The 19,613-nt window shown below is 66.6% G+C and carries 19 protein-coding genes; 18 read left to right on the top strand and 1 reads right to left on the bottom strand.

The window, feature by feature from the left end:
• Positions 1 to 381 precede the first annotated feature (381 nt).
• Positions 382 to 633: a GlsB/YeaQ/YmgE family stress response membrane protein gene (locus C2L80_RS02440; RefSeq protein WP_087195695.1), complete on the top strand. Its 252-nt coding sequence runs from the start codon at positions 382 to 384 to the stop codon at positions 631 to 633.
• Between the two features lie 40 nt (positions 634 to 673).
• Here C2L80_RS02440 and C2L80_RS02435 read toward each other — a convergent pair whose 3' ends face one another.
• Positions 674 to 1,639, bottom strand: coding sequence for a helix-turn-helix transcriptional regulator (locus C2L80_RS02435; protein WP_087195694.1), 966 nt, complete (start codon positions 1,637 to 1,639; stop codon positions 674 to 676).
• Between the two features lie 193 nt (positions 1,640 to 1,832).
• On the opposite strand from C2L80_RS02435, the gene C2L80_RS02430 reads away from it, so the two are divergent.
• The 17 genes from C2L80_RS02430 to C2L80_RS02355 all read left to right on the top strand — a co-directional run bounded on the left by C2L80_RS02430 (position 1,833) and on the right by C2L80_RS02355 (position 19,517).
• Positions 1,833 to 3,401 (top strand): YfcC family protein, encoded by a 1,569-nt coding sequence (locus C2L80_RS02430; protein WP_087195693.1) that lies wholly within the window; start codon positions 1,833 to 1,835, stop codon positions 3,399 to 3,401.
• Between the two features lie 86 nt (positions 3,402 to 3,487).
• Positions 3,488 to 4,960, top strand: a complete 1,473-nt coding sequence (locus C2L80_RS02425; RefSeq protein ID WP_087195692.1) for an MATE family efflux transporter — start codon at positions 3,488 to 3,490, stop codon at positions 4,958 to 4,960.
• 187 nt (positions 4,961 to 5,147) lie between these two features.
• Positions 5,148 to 7,097 carry an NADH-quinone oxidoreductase subunit 5 family protein gene (locus C2L80_RS02420; RefSeq protein WP_239938659.1) on the top strand — a complete coding sequence of 650 codons (1,950 nt, stop codon included), beginning with the start codon at positions 5,148 to 5,150 and terminating at the stop codon, positions 7,095 to 7,097.
• 18 nt (positions 7,098 to 7,115) lie between these two features.
• A complete protein-coding gene (locus tag C2L80_RS14255; RefSeq protein WP_239938657.1) occupies positions 7,116 to 7,997 on the top strand; it encodes a complex I subunit 1 family protein in 882 nt (293 codons plus the stop codon).
• Positions 7,998 to 8,009: 12 nt separating this feature from the next.
• Positions 8,010 to 8,453: an NADH-quinone oxidoreductase subunit B family protein gene (locus C2L80_RS02415; protein ID WP_087195691.1), complete on the top strand. Its 444-nt coding sequence runs from the start codon at positions 8,010 to 8,012 to the stop codon at positions 8,451 to 8,453.
• Between the two features lie 3 nt (positions 8,454 to 8,456).
• A complete protein-coding gene (locus C2L80_RS02410; protein WP_087195690.1) occupies positions 8,457 to 9,197 on the top strand; it encodes an NADH-quinone oxidoreductase subunit C in 741 nt (246 codons plus the stop codon).
• Position 9,198: 1 nt separating this feature from the next.
• Complete coding sequence (locus tag C2L80_RS02405) at positions 9,199 to 10,287, top strand: hydrogenase large subunit (RefSeq protein ID WP_087195689.1); 1,089 nt, start codon at positions 9,199 to 9,201, stop codon at positions 10,285 to 10,287.
• 4 nt (positions 10,288 to 10,291) lie between these two features.
• Entirely contained in the window at positions 10,292 to 10,648 is a 357-nt protein-coding gene (locus C2L80_RS02400) for a 4Fe-4S dicluster domain-containing protein (RefSeq protein ID WP_087195688.1), read from the top strand.
• A 179-nt stretch (positions 10,649 to 10,827) separates the two neighbouring features.
• Positions 10,828 to 11,475 (top strand): CDP-alcohol phosphatidyltransferase family protein, encoded by a 648-nt coding sequence (locus C2L80_RS02395; protein ID WP_087195687.1) that lies wholly within the window; start codon positions 10,828 to 10,830, stop codon positions 11,473 to 11,475.
• A gap of 157 nt (positions 11,476 to 11,632) precedes the next feature.
• On the top strand, positions 11,633 to 12,937 hold the full coding sequence (locus C2L80_RS02390) for a phenylacetate--CoA ligase family protein (RefSeq protein ID WP_087195705.1): 1,305 nt from the start codon (positions 11,633 to 11,635) through the stop codon (positions 12,935 to 12,937).
• A gap of 3 nt (positions 12,938 to 12,940) precedes the next feature.
• Positions 12,941 to 13,369 (top strand): amino acid-binding protein, encoded by a 429-nt coding sequence (locus tag C2L80_RS02385; RefSeq protein WP_103262556.1) that lies wholly within the window; start codon positions 12,941 to 12,943, stop codon positions 13,367 to 13,369.
• Positions 13,362 to 14,759 carry a D-alanyl-D-alanine carboxypeptidase family protein gene (locus C2L80_RS02380; protein WP_103262555.1) on the top strand — a complete coding sequence of 466 codons (1,398 nt, stop codon included), beginning with the start codon at positions 13,362 to 13,364 and terminating at the stop codon, positions 14,757 to 14,759. The genes C2L80_RS02385 and C2L80_RS02380 overlap by 8 nt, the downstream gene beginning before the upstream one ends.
• A gap of 24 nt (positions 14,760 to 14,783) precedes the next feature.
• The gene (locus C2L80_RS02375) at positions 14,784 to 15,224 is read left to right on the top strand and encodes an FHA domain-containing protein (protein ID WP_087195684.1); all 441 of its coding nucleotides are present in this window, start codon (positions 14,784 to 14,786) and stop codon (positions 15,222 to 15,224) included.
• 112 nt (positions 15,225 to 15,336) lie between these two features.
• On the top strand, positions 15,337 to 17,103 hold the full coding sequence (locus C2L80_RS02370) for a thiamine pyrophosphate-dependent enzyme (protein ID WP_103262554.1): 1,767 nt from the start codon (positions 15,337 to 15,339) through the stop codon (positions 17,101 to 17,103).
• Positions 17,096 to 17,704: an indolepyruvate oxidoreductase subunit beta gene (locus C2L80_RS02365; RefSeq protein WP_103262553.1), complete on the top strand. Its 609-nt coding sequence runs from the start codon at positions 17,096 to 17,098 to the stop codon at positions 17,702 to 17,704. Before C2L80_RS02370 ends, C2L80_RS02365 begins: the two co-directional genes overlap by 8 nt.
• Positions 17,701 to 18,147 (top strand): amino acid-binding protein, encoded by a 447-nt coding sequence (locus tag C2L80_RS02360; protein WP_092200563.1) that lies wholly within the window; start codon positions 17,701 to 17,703, stop codon positions 18,145 to 18,147. Before C2L80_RS02365 ends, C2L80_RS02360 begins: the two co-directional genes overlap by 4 nt.
• Before the next feature lie 5 nt (positions 18,148 to 18,152).
• On the top strand, positions 18,153 to 19,517 hold the full coding sequence (locus C2L80_RS02355; RefSeq protein ID WP_103262558.1) for a phenylacetate--CoA ligase family protein: 1,365 nt from the start codon (positions 18,153 to 18,155) through the stop codon (positions 19,515 to 19,517).
• The last annotated feature ends 96 nt before the right edge of the window (positions 19,518 to 19,613 follow it).

Genomic DNA, 19,613 nt, shown 5'->3' with positions numbered 1-19,613 from the left:
TGACCGCGAGGCTCAAGTACGTGGCCGAGAGCGAGTGGGGCTCGAGGCGCTATCTGGACGTGACTCTGCTGGAGGGGTAGCCGCACCGGACGGCGGGCTTATGAGGCTGTCGGAAAAGTGCGCAAGATTCTTGACGGTACCCTCCCTTGTGCGCGGCGAGGACGGGGCGCGCCCCGCCGAAACGAAGGCCATCCACGAATGCCTTCTGCGGACGTCCTCCCTTGGCTCCGAGTAGCTCCTTTCGCCAAGCTTCCTGCTGGTCTCCTCTGCGAAACGTCAAGGCTACGGAATCCATACGAACCCCTCCCCGCACCTTCGGCGGAAGTGGTTTGAGCCTATGTTCTTCCAGTCGACTCCACACGCTTCGGAAAGGAGATAGCAATGAGCATCATCGTATGGATCGTCATCGGAGGATTGGCGGGTTGGGTAGCGAACATGATCATGAAGACGGATGGAAGCCTCCTCAAGAACATCGTGACGGGGGTCGTGGGAGCGCTTTTGGGCGGGTTCGTCATGAGCTTCTTCGGAGCCGATGGCTTCACCGGGTTCAACGTGTGGTCGTTCGTAGTGGCCCTCGTCGGCTCGGTCATCCTCATAGGGGCCATCAACTTGCTCACGGGAAAGAGGGCTTAGGCGTCCATGCCGCGCTCTTCTCGACGGGATTCGGGCGGCGCTATCGCGACTCCCAAAAGTCCCGCATCAGCTCCTTGCGGTTCGCGCATTGGGCCTTCTGCAAGATATGGTGCATGTGCACCTTCACGGTTCCCGGCGCCAGGTTCATGGACGAGGCTATGTTCTGGTTGTCCTTGCCCATGAGGGCCATCCTCAGCACTTCGGACTCCCTTTGCGAAAGGCCCTTGCGCGCGCTGTACGCAGGAAGGTTCTGGTCTATGAAGCCCGCCTGGGGCCCGTCCTCGCTCGAGGGAGGGTTGCCCCGCCGCAGGGCGAGGCCCTTCCACGATCCGACGCACGCCGCGCCCGCGCAGCAGAGGACAAGGGCGTTCTCTGCGAAATTCCTCTCGGGGAAAAACGGCAGAGGGCCTCTTCTCGCGGCCTCGGGGCCCATCACGAGCAGGATCGCAACATTCTCGGCCACCACCAAGCCCGAAAGAACCCACATCGCCGCGTAAAGGCGGGCATGTCGGTCCATGCGCATGCGCTCCACTTCGTCGCGCATCCCCGCATAGGTTGCGGCGAGGCGCAGAAGGCACCCCATCACGACGGCCATGCGCATGCCGTAGAAAAAGAACTCCTCGACGTTCCCCGGCTCCATAAGAACCAAGACGGCCAGGCTTCCCACTGCGTACACCGCGCCGGGAAGCCACCGTGCGACCCTGCTCCGCTCGTCCAGATGCTCGCACACCGCGAGCCAAAACGACGTGATGGCCCCGCCTCCGGTTGCGATGGAGGCGATCGGGCTGCCGATGAAAAACGGCGTGGCCATACCCCCTTCGCGGTAGAGGAAGTCGTCCTGGAACACCAAGGCGACGTCGAAGAAGTAGAACAGGAAGCCGAGCGCGAGGAGCATCCAGGCTCGGGAGCGAGACACCAGGGCGGAAGCGAAACAGGTAGCCGCCGCCAAGACGACGGCTAGGAGAACCACGAGGGAGTAGTAGAACAGAGCGAGTTCCGCGCCCACGCACACCCTCCTTTCGGCTCCTCAACGTCCAACCGCCTTTGACTCTTCGCGCCCGAGAAGGCTTGAGAGAGCCTATACCCGAATTATACCCTCCCTACCACGAGTTTATAACCTCGGTTTCCTTCCCTTCGCCTCCGGGCCGACCCTACCATGAAAAGGCCGTCAGCCATCGGAGAAGGAAAGGGGAGTGGCTATGGAATCAGCTGTCGCCCGATCAAAGAACCAGCGCGAAAGGAAAGGAAGGGGGCGAAGGAAGCTCAACTTCCCGACGGCCTTCACGATACTCTTCGCGCTCACGGTGGTGGCCGTCATCGCCACGTGGTTCGTGCCTGCGGGCCAGTATGCGAAGCTCGTCTACGTCGAGGAGTCGAACGTCTTGCAGGTCACGAGCCCCCAAGGCAAGGTGACCGAGCGCGAAGCTACTCAGGAGTCGCTCGACGATCTGGGCGTGAACATCGGAATCGAGCAGTTCACCTCGGGGGCCCTATCGAAGCCGATCTCGGTTCCGGACACCTACGAGCAGCTCGATCAGCAACCCAAGGGCATTGCGGACATCACCCAGGCTATGGTGTCGGGCACCATCGACGGGGTAGACATCATGGTGTTCATCCTCGTCCTGGGAGGCCTCATCGGCGTGGTGAACGCCACGGGGGCGTTCGAGTCGGGGCTCATGGCCCTCACCAAGAAGACGAAGGGCCGCGAGTTCCTGCTCGTGTTCCTCGTGTCGCTGTTCATGGTGCTCGGGGGAACCACGTGCGGCCTCGAGGAGGAGGCCGTAGCCTTCTACCCGATTCTCGTTCCGGTCTTTCTGGCCCTCGGGTACGACTCCATCATATGCGTGGGGGCCATCTTCCTCGCTGGCTCCATGGGCACCACGTTTTCGACCATCAACCCCTTCTCGGTCGTCATAGCCTCCAACGCGGCCGGCGTGAACTTTATGGACGGGTTCGAATGGCGGGCGTTCGGCTGCGCGGTGGGCGCCGCGGTGGTGATCGGGTATCTGTACTGGTACGCTCGGAAGATCAAGAAGAACCCCGAGGCCTCCTACACCTACGAGGACCGCGAGCATTTCGCCGCGCTGTTCGATGTCGAAGCGGCGGGGGCCGGAGAGCGCGCGGGCGGCTTCACCATGCGCAAGAAGGCCATCCTCGTGCTGTTCGTTGGCGCGTTCGTGCTCATGGTGGTTGGCGTCATGCAGCTCGGATGGTGGTTTCCCGAAATGGCCGCGTCGTTTCTAGCCGTCGCCATCGTCATCATGTTCGTGGCGGGAATTCCCGAAAAGACGGCTGTCGACTCATTCATCAAGGGTGCCTCCAACCTGGTGGGGGTGTCGCTCATCATCGGTCTTGCCCGCGGAATCAACCTCGTGCTCGATCAAGGCCTCATATCCGACACGCTGCTGTACTGGTCGTCGAACGCCGTGCAGGGAATGCAGGGTCCCGTGTTCATCATTGTGATGATGCTCTTGTTCTTCCTGCTGGGCTTCGTGGTCCCCTCCTCGTCGGGGCTGGCCGTGCTGGCCATGCCCATCATGGCGCCCCTCGCCGACACGGTGGGCATCGACCGGGCCTCGGTGGTGTGCGCTTACCAATGGGGCCAGTACGCCATGCTCTACCTCGCTCCCACGGGCCTGGTGCTGGCCACGCTCACGATGCTGGACATGAAGTACTCCAAATGGGTCAAATTCGTTTGGCCGATGGTCCTTTTCGTGCTCGTCTTCGGAGGCGTCCTCCTCGTGGCTCAAGTGCTCGTAGCCGGATAGCGGCCGTGCTCGAAGAGCGTCTGCGGGCAACCGTCTCCCCGAGCGGGACGGTTGCCCGCTTCGTCAAGTGCCCGTATACTGAGGACATGGAAGGCAGCAAGACACGCATCTCGTCCCGAGCGGGCGCGCAAGGCCCCAAGCGGGACGGCATCGACCGGATGGGAACCGAGGGCACCTTCAAGCTGCTGCTCGAGTTCTCCATCCCGGCCGTGGTGGGCGTGCTCGTGCAGATGCTCTACAACGTGATCGACGCCGTGTACGTGGGACATGCGGTGGGCGCGGACGGCTTGGCCGCCACCACGGTGGCGAACCCCACGATGACGGCGCTCGTGGCCGTGGCCATGCTCGTAGGCGTGGGCGGCAACGCGCTCGCCGCCATCAAGCTGGGGGAGCGCAGGAAGGACATGGCCGAGCGCGTGGTGGGCACGAGCCTTGTGCTCTTGCTCGGCGCCGCGGCGCTGCTCTGGATCGCCTCTCCGTTCGCGCTCGAGCCCATCCTGCGCTACTCGGGCGCCGACGAGGTCGTGCTTCCCCTCGCGCTCGACTTCATGGCGGTGATCATCGCGGGCTGCCCGTTGCAGTTCATCGCCTTCGGCATGAACAACTTCATCCGCACGGCGGGGCGGCCGAACCGCGCGCTCGGATCCATGCTCGTCGGAACCGCTTCGAACGTGGTGCTCGGCTACCTGTTCATCATCGTGCTTGATGGCGGCATGCGCGGCGCGGGCCTGGCCACCGTATGCTCGTGGGGCGTCTCGGCTGCTTTCGTCATGCAGTTCTTCCTCAAGAAGGACTCGCCTTTGCCGCTCGTCCGGCCCTTGCGCTCCTTCCAGCCCCGAACGGCCTTGCGCGTCTGCGCCCTCGGCGTGGCCCCGGCAGTGACGGAGCTGGGCTGGGCCGTCTCGTCGATGATCATCAACAACCTGCTCGTTTCGTACGGCTCCGCAGACGCCCTCGGATCGGACGGAGCGCTCGCCATCATGCGGGTGCTCTCGGCCGTGGGCCTGTTCACGTTCATGCCCTCCATGGGCATCGCCATGGGCGCGCAGCCCATCATCGGGTACAACTATGGCGCGCGGAGCTTTCACCGTATGAAGCGCGTGCTCGCGCAGGCCATCGCCCTCGGCATCGCAATCACCGCGCCTCTGTGGGCCACGGTCATCCTGGCACCCGACCTGTACGCGCACCTCTTCGGTCTTCCCGACCAATATCTGGGGGAGACGGCGTGGGCGCTCGTGCTGTACCTCATGTTCATTCCCATCCTGCCCATCCAGACCATCGGATCGAACTATTTCGATGCCACGGGCCAGGCGGCGAAGGCCACGGTGCTCACGCTCACGCGCCAGATCCTGTTCCTCATCCCGCTGCTCTTGGTGTGCCCGATCGCGCTCCCGCACCTGCTGCCCATCACGCCGCTCGAGAGCGTGTGGTTCGCACCGTCCCTCTCCGACATCACCTCCACGCTCATCGTGTCGGCGTTCCTCGCCTTCGAATGGCGCCGCTTGAAGCGCCTCGAGCGCGGCAAACCAGGCGAAGCCCGCCGCTCCCCGTCGAAGTGAGCCGCTGGCCGGGACTCTCCGCGAAGCCTCTTCGCATATGAAAGCGCTCGCACCCCTTTTACCGAGCAATATCCCCCGCCTCCCTCTGGCCGCTCGACCGGCCTCCCTTCTCTGATAGAGTACTGATCAGGCGACATTGGGTCGCTTTTTGTTCATCGGCATCGGATAGGACGAAGGAGGAAGCCCCGTGGCTCTGCTCGGCTTTTTGATCCTCTTCCCGCTCGTCGTGGCGGGCGTGCTGCTCGCGGTGCGCGACAACCGCGTGAGAAACGCCGTCGTCGTGGCCGCGGCGCTCGTTATCGGGATCGCTTCTGTTTGGCTGGTCGTCTCCTACCTGGGCGCCCCGTGGATTCCCTTCGATTTCCACTCGCCCGTGGTCGACTACGCCTGCATGGTCGTGAGCGTGCTCGTCGCCGCGGCCATCCTGTTCTACGGCATCCGCCACAAGAACGCGGCGGCCTGCGCGCTCGCCGCCGTCCAGGTGGCGGGCTCGCTCGTGTTCGAGTTCGCGTTCGCCCACGGCCTGCCCGTCGCGCAGGGGCTCTACCTCGACTCGCTGTCGCTGCTCATGGCGTTCATCATCGGCGTCGTCGGCTCGGGCATCTGCGTGTACGCCCTCGGCTACATGGAGGACTTCCAAGCCCACGAGCCCGAAGGCGCGAAGGATCGCCGCCCGGTGTTCTTCGCCCTCATGTTCGCCTTCCTCTCGGCGATGTTCCTCATCGTGTTCTCGAACAACATGGTGTGGCTGTTCACCGGCTGGGAGGTCACCACGGTGTGCTCGTTCCTCCTCATCGGCTACACCCGCACCGAGGAGGCCATGAGAAACGCCTTCCGTCAAATCGTCATGAACCTCGTCGGCGGCATCGCCTTCCTCGGCGCGCTGTACGTCTGCGCCATCCAGCTGGGCACGCTGTCGCTGCTCGAGTTCTTGCAGATCGGCGTTCAGAACCCCGCCCTCGTCGCGCTGCCGGTCACGGCGCTCGCCCTCGCCGGGCTCACGAAGGCCGCGCAAATGCCCTTCCACACATGGCTCCTCGGTGCCATGGTGGCGCCGACGCCCACCTCGGCGCTTTTGCATTCCTCCACCATGGTCAAGGCGGGCGTGTTCTTGCTCGTCAAGCTCTCTCCCGTCATGTACGCCGGCTCCTTCGCCCCGCAAGGCGGGCTGCTCGCGTCGGTGCCCGCCATCATGACGGTGCTCGTGGGCGGCATCACGTTCGCGCTCTGCTCGTTCATGGCCATCTCGCAGACCAACGCCAAGCGCGTGCTCGCGTACTCGACCATCGCCAACCTCGGCCTGATCGTCGCCTGCGCCGGCGTCGGCACCCCCGAGGCTGTCTGGGCGGCGGCGTTCCTCATCCTGTTCCACGCCATCGCCAAATCGCTTCTGTTCTTGTGCGTGGGCACCGCAGAGCACCACATCGGCAGTCGCGACATCGAGGACATGGACCTGCTCTTCGAGCGCATGCCGCGCCTTTCGCGATTCATGATGCTCGGCATCTTGTGCATGTTCATCGCGCCGTTCGGCATGCTCGTGGCGAAGTGGGCCACCCTCGTCTCCTTCGCCGAGACGGGACAGGTGGCGCTCATCGTCATCCTCGCGTTCGGCTCGGCCGCCACGTTCATGTTCTGGGCGAAGTGGCTCGGAAAGCTCTCCGGCATCGCCGCCGCGCGCGAGAACGTGGAGCGCGATGTGCATGCGAGCGAGTGGGCGGCCGTCATGGTCATGGCAGTGCTCGTCATCCTGTGCTGCGCAGGGCTGCCCATCGTCTCGTGGCTTTCGGTGGAGCCCTACGTGTTCAGCGTCTATGGAACCCTCGGCCAGGACATCTCGACCTCGAACCTGTGGATCGCCTCCATCCTGTCGATCGCCTTGGCCGTCGTGCTGTTCGCGGGCCTCGGTCGCACGAAGGCCCGCAAGGTGGACGTGTACCTCGCGGGCGTGAGCCGCGACAACGCCGAGCGCACGTTCCAGAACGCGCTTTCGGGCACCTCGACCGCCTCGGCGCGCAACTGGTACCTCGAAGACGTGTTCGGCGAAAGGCGCATCGCGCCGATCGGCACCGCGTGCTGCTCGGTCATCATCATCGTGGCCTTCGCGGCGGCAGCTGTCTCCCTGCCGGGATTGTTCTAGGAAAGGATGTGGTACGACATGTCGTTGTTCTCCGTCCTCATCGGCACCCTCGCCTTCGCTGTGCTGGCACCGGTTCTGGGCTGTCTGCTCGCTGGGCTTGACCGAAAGATATCCGCACGCATGCAGGGTCGTGTGGGCCCGCCGCTTCTGCAGCCTTACTACGATGTGCGCAAGCTCCTCGAGAAGGACAACGTGTCGGTGAACTCCACCGAAGGGACCTACGTCACCTGTGCCCTTGTGTTCACCCTCATCGCCGGCGGCATCTTCTTCAGCGGCGGCAACCTGCTCATGAGCGTGTTCGTCGTCACGCTGTCGGGCCTGTTCTTCATCGTGGCGGCGTACTCCACGCGCTCTCCTTACGCCGAGATCGGCGCGATGCGCGAGACGCTGCAGGTCATGGCCTACGAGCCCATGGTGCTGTTCATGGCCGTGGCGTTCTTCATGGCCGCGGGCACCTTCGACGTCGCGGGCGCGTTCGCGCTCACCGCGCCCGTGGTCACCGTCATCTGGCCGGTGCTCTTGGGCTTTCTGTTCGTGCTCACCATCAAGCTGCGCAAGTCGCCCTTCGACTTGTCCTACTCGCACCATGCCCACCAGGAGATCGTCAAGGGCATCACCACCGAGATGAGCGGGCGCACCCTCGCGAAGGTGGAGGTCATGCACTGGTGCGAGAACATCCTGTTCCTCGGATGGACGGGCCTGTTCTTCATCTGGGGCACGCCGGCGTCGGTGCTCGTGGCCGTCATCGTCGCGGCGGTCGTCTACTTCCTCGAGATATGGATCGACAACAACTTCGCGCGCGTGAAGTGGCAGGCCCTGCTCAAGTCCGCGTGGGTGGTGGCCCTCGTCGCGGGCGGCGTGAACATCGCCGTGCTCGCGTACGCCCCCTACCTGATGTAAAGGAGCTCTCCCATGACGTATGCGACCAAATCACCGTGGGTTATCCACTACGATGGCTCGAGCTGCAACGGCTGCGACATCGAGGTGCTCGCGGCGCTGTGCCCCGGCTACGACGTCGAGCGTTTCGGCATCATCAACACGGGCAACCCCAAGCACGCCGACATCTTCCTCGTCACCGGCAGCGTGAACGAGCAGAACATCAAGGTGGTGCAGGAGATATACAACCAGATGGTCGAGCCAAAGGTCGTCGTCGCGTGCGGCATCTGCGCGTGCTCGGGCGGCATCTTCCACGACTGCTACAACGTGATCGGCGGCGTGGACCAGGCCATACCCGTGGACGTGTACGCACCCGGCTGCGCCGTGCGCCCCGAGGCCATCATCGACGCGGTGGTGCAGGCGCTCGGCATCCTGGAGGAGAAGTCGAAGGCCCTGCAAGCTCAAAGAAAGGGGGCGTGAGGAATGGCGCTGGAAATCGAGTTCGCCCCGCTTTCCGTCGAAGAGCTGCCGGCGCTCGCAGCCGAGAAGAAGGCCGAGGGCGCGCGCTTCGTGCAGCTGCTCGCCGTGAACACCGAGGAGGGCATCGACCTCGTCTACACGTTCATGAAAGGCGGCGTCCTGACCAACCACGAGATCAAGGGCGTGGGCCCGGACATGACGGTGCCCAGCATCACCGACCAGTTCCTGGCGGCGTTCGTGTTCGAAAACGAGGCGCACGACCTGTTCGGCGTGAGCATATCCGACATCGCCATCGACTTCGGCGGGAACTTCTACGCCCTTTCGCAGAAAGAGCCCATGACCATCATATCGCCCGAGCAGAAGGCCGCGCGCGAGAAGGCGAAGAAGCTCGCCGCCGCGAAGGCGGCCAAAGAGCGTCAGGCGGCCGCGACCGCGGCGCAGGCCGAATACCTGGCCGGGCACCCCGACGCGCAGGCGGGCAGCAAGCCCCGCGGGCCGATCGAGCCCTCGGGCAGCGACGACCTCGACGCGCGTTTGGCCGGCGTCGACCCGGAGAAGGTGGCGCGCGTGAAGGCCGCGCTCGCCGCGAAGGCCAAGAAGGCCGCCAAGGCCGAAGCCGCCGCGAAAGAATCCGCGCTTGAGGAGAAGCTTGCCGGCATGGATCCCGAGAAGGCTGCGAAGGTGCGCGCCGCCATGGAGGCGAAGGCCGCTCGCGAGGCCGCCGCGCAGAAGGAAGGTGAGTAGCATGGGGAAGGCGACCGTCATCCCGTTCGGCCCGCAGCACCCGGTGCTGCCGGAGCCTTTGCACCTCGACCTCGTGGTCGAGGACGAGACCGTCATCGAAGCCGTGCCGCAGATCGGCTTCATCCACCGCGGGTTGGAGAAGCTCGTGGAGACGCGCGATTACAACCAGTTCATCTACGTGGCCGAGCGCATCTGCGGCATCTGCGCCTTCGGGCACTCTCTCGGCTATGCCGAGACGGTCGAGCGCCTCATGGGCGTCGAGGTTCCCGAGCGCGCCGAGTGCCTGCGCGTCATCTGGCACGAGCTGTCGCGCGTCCACTCCCATATCCTGTGGATGGGCTTGGCCGCCGACGCGTTCGGTTTCGAAAGCCTGTTCATGCACTGCTGGCGGTTGCGCGAGCGCGTGCTCGACATCTTCGAGAAGACCACCGGAGGGCGGGTGATCTTCAGCGTCGTGAAGGTGGGCGGCGTGGTCCGCGACATCGACGAGGCGCAGCTCGCCGAGATCAAGCGCGTCCTCGAAGGCATCAAAGACGACTACCGCCAGATCATGAACGCGTTCCTCAAGGACACGTCGGTGAAGAACCGCACCGTGGGCGTGGGCGTCATCAGCCACGAGGACGCTCTCGCCCTGAGCATGGTGGGGCCGTTCGCGCGCGCGTCGAACGTGAACTACGACGTGCGCATGCTGGGCAACGGCGGCTACGGGCGCCTCTCGGACTTCCAGCCCGTGCTCGACGCGCAGGGCGACTGCTACGCGCGCGTCAAGGTGCGCGCCCTCGAGGTGCTCCAGTCCATCGACATCATCGAGGAGATGATCGCGCAGCTCCCTGCCGGAGACATCGCGACGGACGTCAAAGGGTCTCCCGCCGCAGGCGCGCAGGCGGCGAACCTCGTCGAGCAGCCGCGCGGCGAATGCTACTACTATGCGCGCGGCAACGGCACGAAGTACCTCGAGCGCATGCGCATGCGCACCCCCACCTCGCAGAACCTGGCGGGCATGACCACGGCGCTGGCGGGCTGCGACCTGGCCGACGTCAACATGATCGTGCTCACCATCGACCCCTGCATCAGCTGCACGGAAAGGTAAGGCCATGGGAGGATTCAAGCTCGGAAAGATGACGCTCGGAGGGCTGTTCAAGCAGCCCGAGACGATCCAGTACCCAGTCCAAACCAAGACGCCCCCGCCCGGGCTCAAAGGCCACGTGGCCAACGACGTGGCCGCGTGCATCCTGTGCGGCATCTGCCAGAAGCGCTGCCCTTGCGGGGCCATCACGGTGGAGAAGGCCGCCCGCACTTGGGCGATCGACCGCTTCCGCTGCGTGCAGTGCGGCAACTGCGTGCGCGAATGTCCGAAGGCCTGCCTGTCCATGGAGCCCGCCTACGCGCCGCCGTCCACGAAGAAGCACGTCGACGTGTTCGACGTGCCGAAAGTCGAGAAGACGGCCTAGCCTCCTTTCCGCTGCGCCCCCGTCCCCGTTGATCATGATGGAAATGCTGTCGAACGGCGAAACGAAACGGGAGCGGCAGGGAAACCTGCTAGAATAGAGTGAATCGGTTCGAAACGAGCCGGGCCTCGCGGGCCCGGCTCGTTGCACGAAGGCGAGCACGGAAAGGAAGGCTGTACACGATGCGCGGCAACGGTTCGAAGGACGGCTCCCAGCAGGCGAGCGACCGCATCTTCACTGTTCCGAACGTCATCTCGGCCGTCAGGCTGTGCCTTGTGCCCGTGTTCCTCGTTCTGTTGTTCGAAGGCCACGACCTCGCAGCCACCTTCCTGTTCGCGCTCGCCGCGGGCACGGATTGGATCGACGGCCAGATCGCCCGCCGCACGAACGCGGTGTCGCGCCTCGGGCAGCTGCTCGATCCCGCCGTCGACCGCATCCTCATGATCGCCGGCGTTTCGGGCCTGTTCCTGACAGGGCGGCTGCCCTTGTGGATCATCCTCGTCGTGCTCGCCCGCGACCTGCTTCTGCTCGCAGGCGGCGCCTTCGCGCTCAAGCGCTATCGCGTGCGCGTGGCCGTCGTCTTCCCGGGCAAGGTGGCCACGACGCTTCTGTTCGTCGGCTTCGCCGGTCTGCTTTTGAACTGGCCGCTCGTACCGGGCCTCGGCGTCGTCGACGCCTCCTGGCTTCCGGGCCTCAACGGGCAGACGTGCTCGTGGAGCATCTGGTTCGTGTACGCCGGCCTCGCGCTCGCGCTCGCCACGACGGTCTACTACGTGGGTACCGGCCTCTCGCGCATCCGTGCCGCCCGCCGCGCCCACGTCGAGGGATAGCCGCGATGGAAGCGGTCGCCGAGGCGCCGCTTCACGCCGACAGGCGGTGTTTTGGCGCGTTTCTTGTGCGGACGGCACGTCAACCGCTACACTATGCAACAGTAGGCGAGGGCGAGGGCCCTTTCCGACGTCCGAGCGATGAGAGGTGATTTCCGAGGTGTACTACCAGCCAGACATCGAGACCATGCCGCGCGAGCAGCTGCGCGAGCTCCAGCTTGAGCGCATGAGGCAAAGCATCCGCCACGCTTACGACAACGTGGCGTTCTACCAGCGCACCTTCAAGGAAGCGGGCGTCACCCCAGACGACCTGACCAGCCTCGAAGACCTGACGAGGTTCCCGTTCGTCGTGAAGCAGGACATGCGCGACGCCTACCCGTTCGGGCTGTTTGCCGTGCCGAAGAAGGACGTCGCGCGCATCCACGCGTCCTCCGGCACGACGGGCCAGGCCACCGTGGTGGGCCACACGAAAAACGACCTTGCGAACTGGGGGGACTGCTTCGCCCGCGGCATCGCCATGGTGGGCGGCGACGAGAACTCCACCATCCAGGTGTCTTACGGCTACGGCCTGTTCACGGGCGGCCTCGGAGCGCATGCCGGCGGCGAGGCCATGGGCTGCTCGGTCATCCCCACCTCCTCGGGCAACACGAAGCGCCAGGTGCAGATGATGAAGGACTGCGGCACCGACATCCTCGCGTGCACGCCGTCCTACGCGCTCCTCATCGCAGACACGGCCATCGAGATGGGCTATGACCCGGCCACCGAGTTCAAGATCTCCGGCGGCATCTTCGGCGCCGAGCCGGCCTCCGACAACATGCGCGACGAGATCGCCTCCAAGCTGGGCATCCAGTACTGCGACGTGTACGGCCTGTCCGAGATCATGGGCCCCGGCGTGGCGATGGAGTGCGGCGAGCGGGCCGGTCTGCACGTGGCCGAGGACCACTTCTACTGCGAGATTTTGGACCCCGAGACGCTCCAGCCCGTTCCCGACGGCCAGTGGGGCGAGCTCGTCATCACCACGCTCACCCGCGAGTGCTGCCCGCTCGTGCGCTACCGCACGCGCGACGTCACCCGCATCATCTCCGAACCGTGCGCGTGCGGGCGCACGCACCGCAAGATCGACCAGCTGCGCGGCCGCACCGACGACATGCTCATCATCCGCGGCGTGAACGTGTTCCCCTCGCAGATCGAGCAGGTCATCACGAACTTCCCGGAGATCGCCACGCACTACCAGATCATCCTCACCACGCGCGGACCCCTCGACCACGTGGAGCTGCAAGTGGAGACGGAGCCCGACTTCCCCATCGACGAGGTGCGCAGGATCGAGGACCTCAAGCGCCGCCTGGGCGCCGAGCTCAAGAGCAACCTGCAGGTGTCGGTGGAGGTCAAGATCGTCGAACCGAAGACCATCGCGCGAAGCGAAGGCAAAGCGAAGCGCGTCATCGACCTGAGAGAAGGGAAGTAGCCCATGATCTCGCAGCTGACCGTGTTCTTGGAGAACGAGAAGGGCCGCCTCGCGGCCGCGTGCCGCGCCGTCTCGAAAGCCGGCGTCAACCTGCACGCGCTCAACCTGGCCGACACGGCCGATTTCGGCGTCGCCCGCATGCTGTGCGACACGCCCGAGGCGGCCGCCGAGGCGCTGCGCGAGGCGGGCTACCGCGCCACGGTGACGCCGGTCCTCGCCGTGCGCGTGCCGAACACCCCTGGAGGCTTGGCGGTTTTGCTCGAGTTCCTGGACGAGCAAGGGGTCAACGTCGAGTACGGGTACTGCTTCTCGGTGAGCGCCGAGTCCGCGGTGGACGTGCTCAAGATCGACGGGGGAGAGGGCGTCGAGGCAAGCTTGGCCGAAGCGGGGTTCGCGCCCGTCCGACCCGAGGACGTCTACCGCGTTGGCTAGCGCGCGCCGACATACCGGATCGCCGCTTCGGCGAAAGGGCGCCGGTGCGCGCGGGGCGCGCCTCGGAGCGTGCGCGCTCTCGCTCGTCTTGGCCGCCGCGCTTTGCCCCTTCCTCCCCACGCCAGCCTTCGCCGACGTGCGCAAGGCCGACGTCGTCTTGGGGCAGACCGTCGACGCGCGGGGGCTGTCCGTGGCGCAATGTCCCAGCGTCGACGCGGAGTACGCCCTCGTGATGGACGCGGAAGGCACCGTGTACTTCGAGCGCAACGCTCAAAGCCCCGCGCAGATCGCCTCCATCACGAAGATCATGACGGCCGTCGTGGCGCTCGACGCCGTGGAGGCGGGCGAGACGACGCTCGATGCGGCTATCCCCGTGTCCGCGGCGGCTGCGGCCGTGGGGGAGTCGTCGGCCGGCCTGCAGGAAGGCGACGTCATGGACTTGGAGACGGCGCTCAAGGCGCTGCTCGTGCCTTCCGGCAACGACGCGGCCGTGGCCATCGCCGAGGCGCTGGGAGGAAGCGTCGAGGCGTTCGTCGAGCGGATGAACGAGAAGGCGGCCGAGCTCGGCTGCGCCGACACCGTCTACGAGAACCCCCACGGCCTCGATTACGACCAGTACGCGGGCGATCTGCACAGCACGGCGGCCGATGTGGCGGCCGTGGTTCGCCACGCCATGGAAAACGACGTGTTCCGCTCCATCGTCTCCGGCGGCAGCACCGACATCGCGGTCGTGCGCGACGGCGCGGAGGCGACCATCCACCTGGAGACCACCGACGGGTTCCTCGACGTCTACGAGCATGCCATCGGCGTCAAGACCGGCTTCACCGCGTTGGCGGGCCCCTCGTTCGCAGGCGCCGCCAACAACGGAGCGCGCGAGCTGTACGCCATCGTCCTCAACTCGTCCTCCGAGGCTCAGCGCTTCGAGGACGCCAAGACGCTGTGCGAGTGGGTCTACGAGCACCTTGTGTCCTATCAGCTGGCCAACAGCCCCGAAACGACGACGTGCGACGGCGCGGAGGTTCCCGTCGTCGCCGAGGTGGCCCACGAGGGCTGGATCGACAAGACCGTGAAGACGACGCTCTCCGACCCGGACGCGGCGGTCGAGATCTTCGACCTCAACGGCAACGTGAGCCAGACGCTCTCCTTCGAGAAGCTCGAGGGGGACGTGCGCGCGGGCGACAAGGTGGGGACCATCACGTTCAAGCAACGCAACGAGGAGATCGCCACGCTCGACCTCGTGGCGTGCGAGGACCTTGACGCGCCCGACTTCTTCGAGGGCGTCGGCGTCTGGTGGGAGCGGCTGCTGCGCGGCTTCTCGGGCCAGCCCCAGTCGGCCTCGTCCGTCACGTTGAACGAAACGCCGCTCGTCGTCGACAAAACCGCCGCATGAGCGGCGTCGAGAGAGGATAACGCCATGACCACGCTCTGCCCCGTATGCAGCAACCCCGTCGAGTCCGACGCCGCCGCCTGTCCGCAGTGCGGCTTCAAACTGCTCGGCGCCACGCAGCGCTTCGAGCCGGTGCCGCTCGACGACGCCCCGCCTTCCGTGGAGGCCGCCCCGCAGGCCCGCGCCGCGCTCCACGTGGTGCGCGGACCGTCTGCCGGCGTGACGCTCCAGCTCGGCGACGAGCCGCTGTCCATCGGGCGCAGCCCGCAATGCGACGTGTTCCTGAACGACATGACCGTGTCGCGCTCCCATGCTGCAGTGGAGCCCGACGGCGGCGGCTACGTCATCCGCGACGCGAACTCCTTCAACGGCGTGTGGGTGAACAACGAGAGCGTGGAGTGCCGCAGGCTCGCGTCCGGCGACGTCATCCAGATCGGGGCGTTCTGCCTCGTCTACAAGGAGGAGTAGCGGCCCGCGCCGCGGCGCGGGCGCCGTTTTTCGAACGAGAGGGGAGCGCGTGCGGCGCTCCGAAAAGGAATGGGCGCCCGAAGGGGGGATCCGCCCGCGAAAGGGTTCGCACATGGAGCTGATGTCAGGCAACGAGGCCATCGCCCAAGGAGCGTGGGAGGCCGGAGCGCGCATCGGAACGGCGTATCCGGGCACGCCCTCCACCGAGACGATGGAGGCGTTCGCGAAAAAGGACGGCGTGTACGCCGAGTGGTGCGTGAACGAGAAGGTGGCCGTGGAGGTGGCCGTGGGGGCCTCCGCCGCGGGAGCGCGCGTGCTCTCCACGATGAAGCACGTCGGCGTGAACGTGGCGGCCGACCCGCTGTTCACCGCCGCGTACACGGGCGTGGGAGGCGGGTTCGTGATCTTGGCCGCGGACGACCCCGGCATGTACTCGTCGCAAAACGAGCAGGACAGCCACTTCTACGCCCGCGCCGCGCACATCCCCATGCTCGAGCCCGCCGACTCCGCCGAGGCGCTGCGCTTCGCGCGCGAGGCCTACGAGCTGTCCGAACGCTTCGATGTGCCGGTGCTCATCCGCTCCACGGTGCGCGTGTCCCATACGAAGACCCCGGTCGAGCCGGGAGACAGGGTGGAGGCTCCGTCCAAGCCCTACGAGAGCGACCCTGCGAAGTGGGTCATGATGCCCGCGTTCGCCAAGCCCCGTCGCAAAGCGCAGCTCGCGCGCATCGACTCGCTGCGCGCCTGGGCCGAGGACTGCCCCTACAACGAGGTCGTGCGCAGAGGAAGCGCCGTCGGCGTCGTGTGCGCGGGGGCGGCCTTTCAGCACGTGGCCGAGGCGCTGCCGGAGGCGAGCGTGTTCAAGCTGGGCTGCACCTGGCCCTTGCCCGCCGAGGCGCTGCGCGCCTTCGCCGCGAGCATGGAGTCCCTGTACGTGGTGGAGGAGGCCTCGGAGTACCTGAGCGAGAGCGTGCGCGCCCTCGGCGTGGAGGTGTCGGCCTTCCCGCATCCGCTGCCGCGCGACGGGGAGCTCTCGCCCGGCCTCGTGCGCGCCGCGTTCGGCATCGAGGAGCCCGCCTGCCTGCCGATGCCCGACGACGTGCCCGGACGTCCCCCGGCCTTGTGCGCAGGGTGCCCGCACCGCCTCGTGTTCAAGGAGCTCTCGCGCATGAAGGCCGTGGTCACAGGCGATATCGGCTGCTACACGCTCGGCGCGCTGCCGCCGCTTTCGGCCATGGACGCGTGCGTGGACATGGGTGCCTCGGTGTCCATGTCGCACGGCTTCGAGCTGGCCTGGGCCGGCGCCGAGCACCGTCCCGTCGTGGGCGTCATCGGCGATTCGACGTTCGCCCATTCGGGCCTCTCCGCGCTCATCTCCACCGTGTACAACAAAGGCGGCGGCACCGTGTGCGTGCTCGACAACCGCACCACGGCCATGACGGGCCGCCAGGGCAACCCCTTCAACGGCGAGACGCTGCAGAAGCGCCCTTCGCGCGAGCTCGACCTCGAGGGCGTCGTGCGCGCCGTGGGCGTCGAGGACGTGCGGACCGTCGACCCGAACGACGCGCGGGCCGTGCGCCGGGCGCTCAAGGAGGCCGCGGCCAACCCCGAGCTCACCGTGATCGTGTTCCGCAGCCCCTGCGTGCTCATCGATCGGCGCCGAGACGCGCCCTACGTCGTGACCGACGGCTGCACCGCCTGCGGCGTCTGCTCGACGCTCGGCTGTCCGGCCGTCGCGAAGGAGCCCGCGAGCAACCGCGCGCTCATCGACGCCGCGCAGTGCGTCGGCTGCGGCCAGTGCGCGCAGTACTGCGCTTACCGGGCCATCGTGCAGCGCGGATCCGAGGGATCTCCGCTGGAAGGAGGCTTCCATGAGTAGCGTGACCACCGTGCTTCTGTGCGGCGTCGGAGGGCAGGGCACCGTCCTCGCGGCCGATCTGCTGGCCCATGCGGCGCTCGAGGCCGGCTACGACGCGAAGGTGTCCGAGATCCACGGCATGTCGCAGCGCGGAGGAGCCGTGACCACCGTCGTGCGCTTCGGCAGAGACGGGGTGCGGTCGATGGTGAGCGATCCGGGGTGCGCCGACTGCGTCGTGGCCTTCGAGACCACCGAGGCTCTGCGCAACCTGCCGAACGTGCGCGCGGGCGGCCACCTTCTGGTGTCCGACGAGGCCATCCAGCCGCTGCCTGTGCTCATCGGGCATGCGGCCATGCCCGAGCGCGCCCATGAGCGGTTGCGGGAGGCCGGGGCCACGCTCATCCCGGCCGGCGCCATCGCCGCCGAGGAGGGCTCGCCGAAATCGGCGAACGTGGTGCTGCTCGGCGCCCTCGCGACGAAGCTCGACTTCTCGCAGGATGCCTGGGAGAAGGTCGTCGCGTCCCGCGTGCCCCCCAAGACCGTAGACGCCAACCTCGCCGCGTTCCGCGCAGGCTTCGCCTTCGCGCAAGAAGCCGCCGACAGGGAAGGGGCGCGGTCATGAGCGTGCGGCAGATCAGCGTCTTTCTGGAAAGCAGGCCCGGCCATCTGCGCCGCGTGCTCGACGCCTTCGAGGAGGCCCAGGTGAGCGTGCGCGGCTACAGCGCCTCGGACACGGGCGATTACGGCATCGTGCGCTTCATCGTCGACGCGCCCGAGCGCGCGCTCGCCGTGCTGCGCGACATGGGCGCGGCGGCCAGGATCGGCGACGTTCTGTGCGTCCGCCTGAACGACGAACCGGGCGAGCTCGCGCGGGTGATGGGCGTCATGGCCGACTGCGGCATCAACGTGACGTACAGCTACTCGCTCATCTCCACCTACATCGCGCTGTCCGTCGAGGACATCGGGCGGGCCGAGGAGCTGCTGGCCTCCGAGCCGGTGGAGCTCGTGGGCCAAGACGCGCTCGCCGCCCCTCTCGCCCGAAACGAAGGGCGGCGAGACGCGTGACCGACATGACCGTGAAAGGCGCGGCCTTGGCCGCTGCGGCGGCGGGCGATTTCTCCGAACTGCCCATCCACAACCCCTCCGTCGAATGCGCCTCGCGCGAGCGCATCAGGGCCATCCAGCTGGCCGGCCTCATCGAGCAGGTGGCCTGGACCTACGAGCGCGTGCCGTGGTACCGCGCGCGCATGGACGAGCAGGGCGTGTCGCCCGCCGACATCAGAACGCTCGAAGACGTGCGCAAGCTTCCCTTCACGGACAAGTCCGTGCTGCGCGACACCTTCCCCTACGGCCTGTTCGCCGTGTCGCTCGACGAGGTGGTGGAGCTGCACGCCTCCTCGGGCACCACGGGAAAGCCCATCGTCGTGGGCTACAACGCCCATGACATGGACCTGTGGGCCGACTGCATCATGCGCCTCGTGCAGATGGCGGGCGTCGTGCCGGGCGACCGCGCGCAGATGGCGTTCGGTTACGGCATGTTCACCGGCGGCTTCGGGCTGCACTACGGGCTGCAGAAGCTGGGCTGCATGATGATCCCCGCCGGCTCGGGCAACACCGAGCGGCACATCGCCATGATCGAGGACTACGGCACCACCGTGCTCGTGGCCACGCCCTCCTACGCGCTGCACATGTGCGAGGTGGGGGAGCAGATGGGGTTCGACTGGAAGGCCTCGACGCTGCGCGTGGGCCTGTTCGGCGGCGAGCCGTGCCCTCCGGGCCTCAAGGCCGAGATCGAGGGCCGCATGCACATCGTGTGCACCGACAACTACGGCCTCACCGAGGTCATGGGGCCGGGCGTGTCGGGCGAGTGCTTGGCCAGCCGCGACATGCAGCACATCGCCGAGGACCACTTCCTCTGGGAGGTGGTCGATCCCGACACCGGCGAGCCGGTGCCCGACGGCGAGGAGGGCGAGCTTGTGCTCACGCCGCTCGGCAAGCAGGCCATCCCCGTCCTGCGCTACCGCACGCACGACCTCACGCGCGTCACCTGCGAGCCGTGCGCCTGCGGGCGCACCCACGCGCGCATGCGGAAGGTGCGCTCGCGCTCCGACGACATGCTCATCATCCGCGGCACGAACGTGTTCCCCTCGCAGGTGGAAGACGTGCTCGCCGGCATCGAGGGCGTCGCGCCCCATTACCGCATCGTCGTCGACACCGCCAGGGGCCTCGACCGCATGACCGTGCACGCGGAACTCAAGCCCGAGGCGTTCAGCGACTCATTCCAGCAGATGGAGGCGCTGCGCCGCCTTGTCGAGGAGCGCCTGAAGGGCGTGCTCCTCGTAGGGGCGCGCGTGAAGCTCGTGGAGCCCGGCGGCATCGAGCGCACCACGGGCAAGGCGCGGCACGTGGAGGACAGGAGGAAGCCGTCGGCTTGACGGACAAGGGATGGGCGATTCCGGCTGGTTGGACGAAGCCCCGCCCTTTGCGGAAGGATTCGCGGACAGCCGGATGCCGACCGCGTCGTCGCACAG

It is taken from the genome of Rubneribacter badeniensis (genome assembly GCF_002899695.1).
Classification (GTDB): domain Bacteria; phylum Actinomycetota; class Coriobacteriia; order Coriobacteriales; family Eggerthellaceae; genus Rubneribacter; species Rubneribacter badeniensis.
This window is presented reverse-complemented; position numbering and strand designations above follow the sequence as displayed.

Bases quoted from the DNA above. Each gene is read 5' to 3' on its own strand.
- C2L80_RS02440 (WP_087195695.1), top strand. From the start codon at position 382: ATGAGCATCATCGTATGGATCGTCATCGGAGGATTGGCGGGTTGGGTA.
- C2L80_RS02430 (WP_087195693.1), top strand. From the start codon at position 1,833: ATGGAATCAGCTGTCGCCCGATCAAAGAACCAGCGCGAAAGGAAAGGA.
- C2L80_RS02425 (WP_087195692.1), top strand. From the start codon at position 3,488: ATGGAAGGCAGCAAGACACGCATCTCGTCCCGAGCGGGCGCGCAAGGC.
- C2L80_RS14255 (WP_239938657.1), top strand. From the start codon at position 7,116: ATGTCGTTGTTCTCCGTCCTCATCGGCACCCTCGCCTTCGCTGTGCTG.
- C2L80_RS02415 (WP_087195691.1), top strand. From the start codon at position 8,010: ATGACGTATGCGACCAAATCACCGTGGGTTATCCACTACGATGGCTCG.
- C2L80_RS02410 (WP_087195690.1), top strand. From the start codon at position 8,457: ATGGCGCTGGAAATCGAGTTCGCCCCGCTTTCCGTCGAAGAGCTGCCG.
- C2L80_RS02405 (WP_087195689.1), top strand. From the start codon at position 9,199: ATGGGGAAGGCGACCGTCATCCCGTTCGGCCCGCAGCACCCGGTGCTG.
- C2L80_RS02400 (WP_087195688.1), top strand. From the start codon at position 10,292: ATGGGAGGATTCAAGCTCGGAAAGATGACGCTCGGAGGGCTGTTCAAG.
- C2L80_RS02395 (WP_087195687.1), top strand. From the start codon at position 10,828: ATGCGCGGCAACGGTTCGAAGGACGGCTCCCAGCAGGCGAGCGACCGC.
- C2L80_RS02385 (WP_103262556.1), top strand. From the start codon at position 12,941: ATGATCTCGCAGCTGACCGTGTTCTTGGAGAACGAGAAGGGCCGCCTC.
- C2L80_RS02375 (WP_087195684.1), top strand. From the start codon at position 14,784: ATGACCACGCTCTGCCCCGTATGCAGCAACCCCGTCGAGTCCGACGCC.
- C2L80_RS02370 (WP_103262554.1), top strand. From the start codon at position 15,337: ATGGAGCTGATGTCAGGCAACGAGGCCATCGCCCAAGGAGCGTGGGAG.
- C2L80_RS02365 (WP_103262553.1), top strand. From the start codon at position 17,096: ATGAGTAGCGTGACCACCGTGCTTCTGTGCGGCGTCGGAGGGCAGGGC.
- C2L80_RS02360 (WP_092200563.1), top strand. From the start codon at position 17,701: ATGAGCGTGCGGCAGATCAGCGTCTTTCTGGAAAGCAGGCCCGGCCAT.
- C2L80_RS02355 (WP_103262558.1), top strand. From the start codon at position 18,153: ATGACCGTGAAAGGCGCGGCCTTGGCCGCTGCGGCGGCGGGCGATTTC.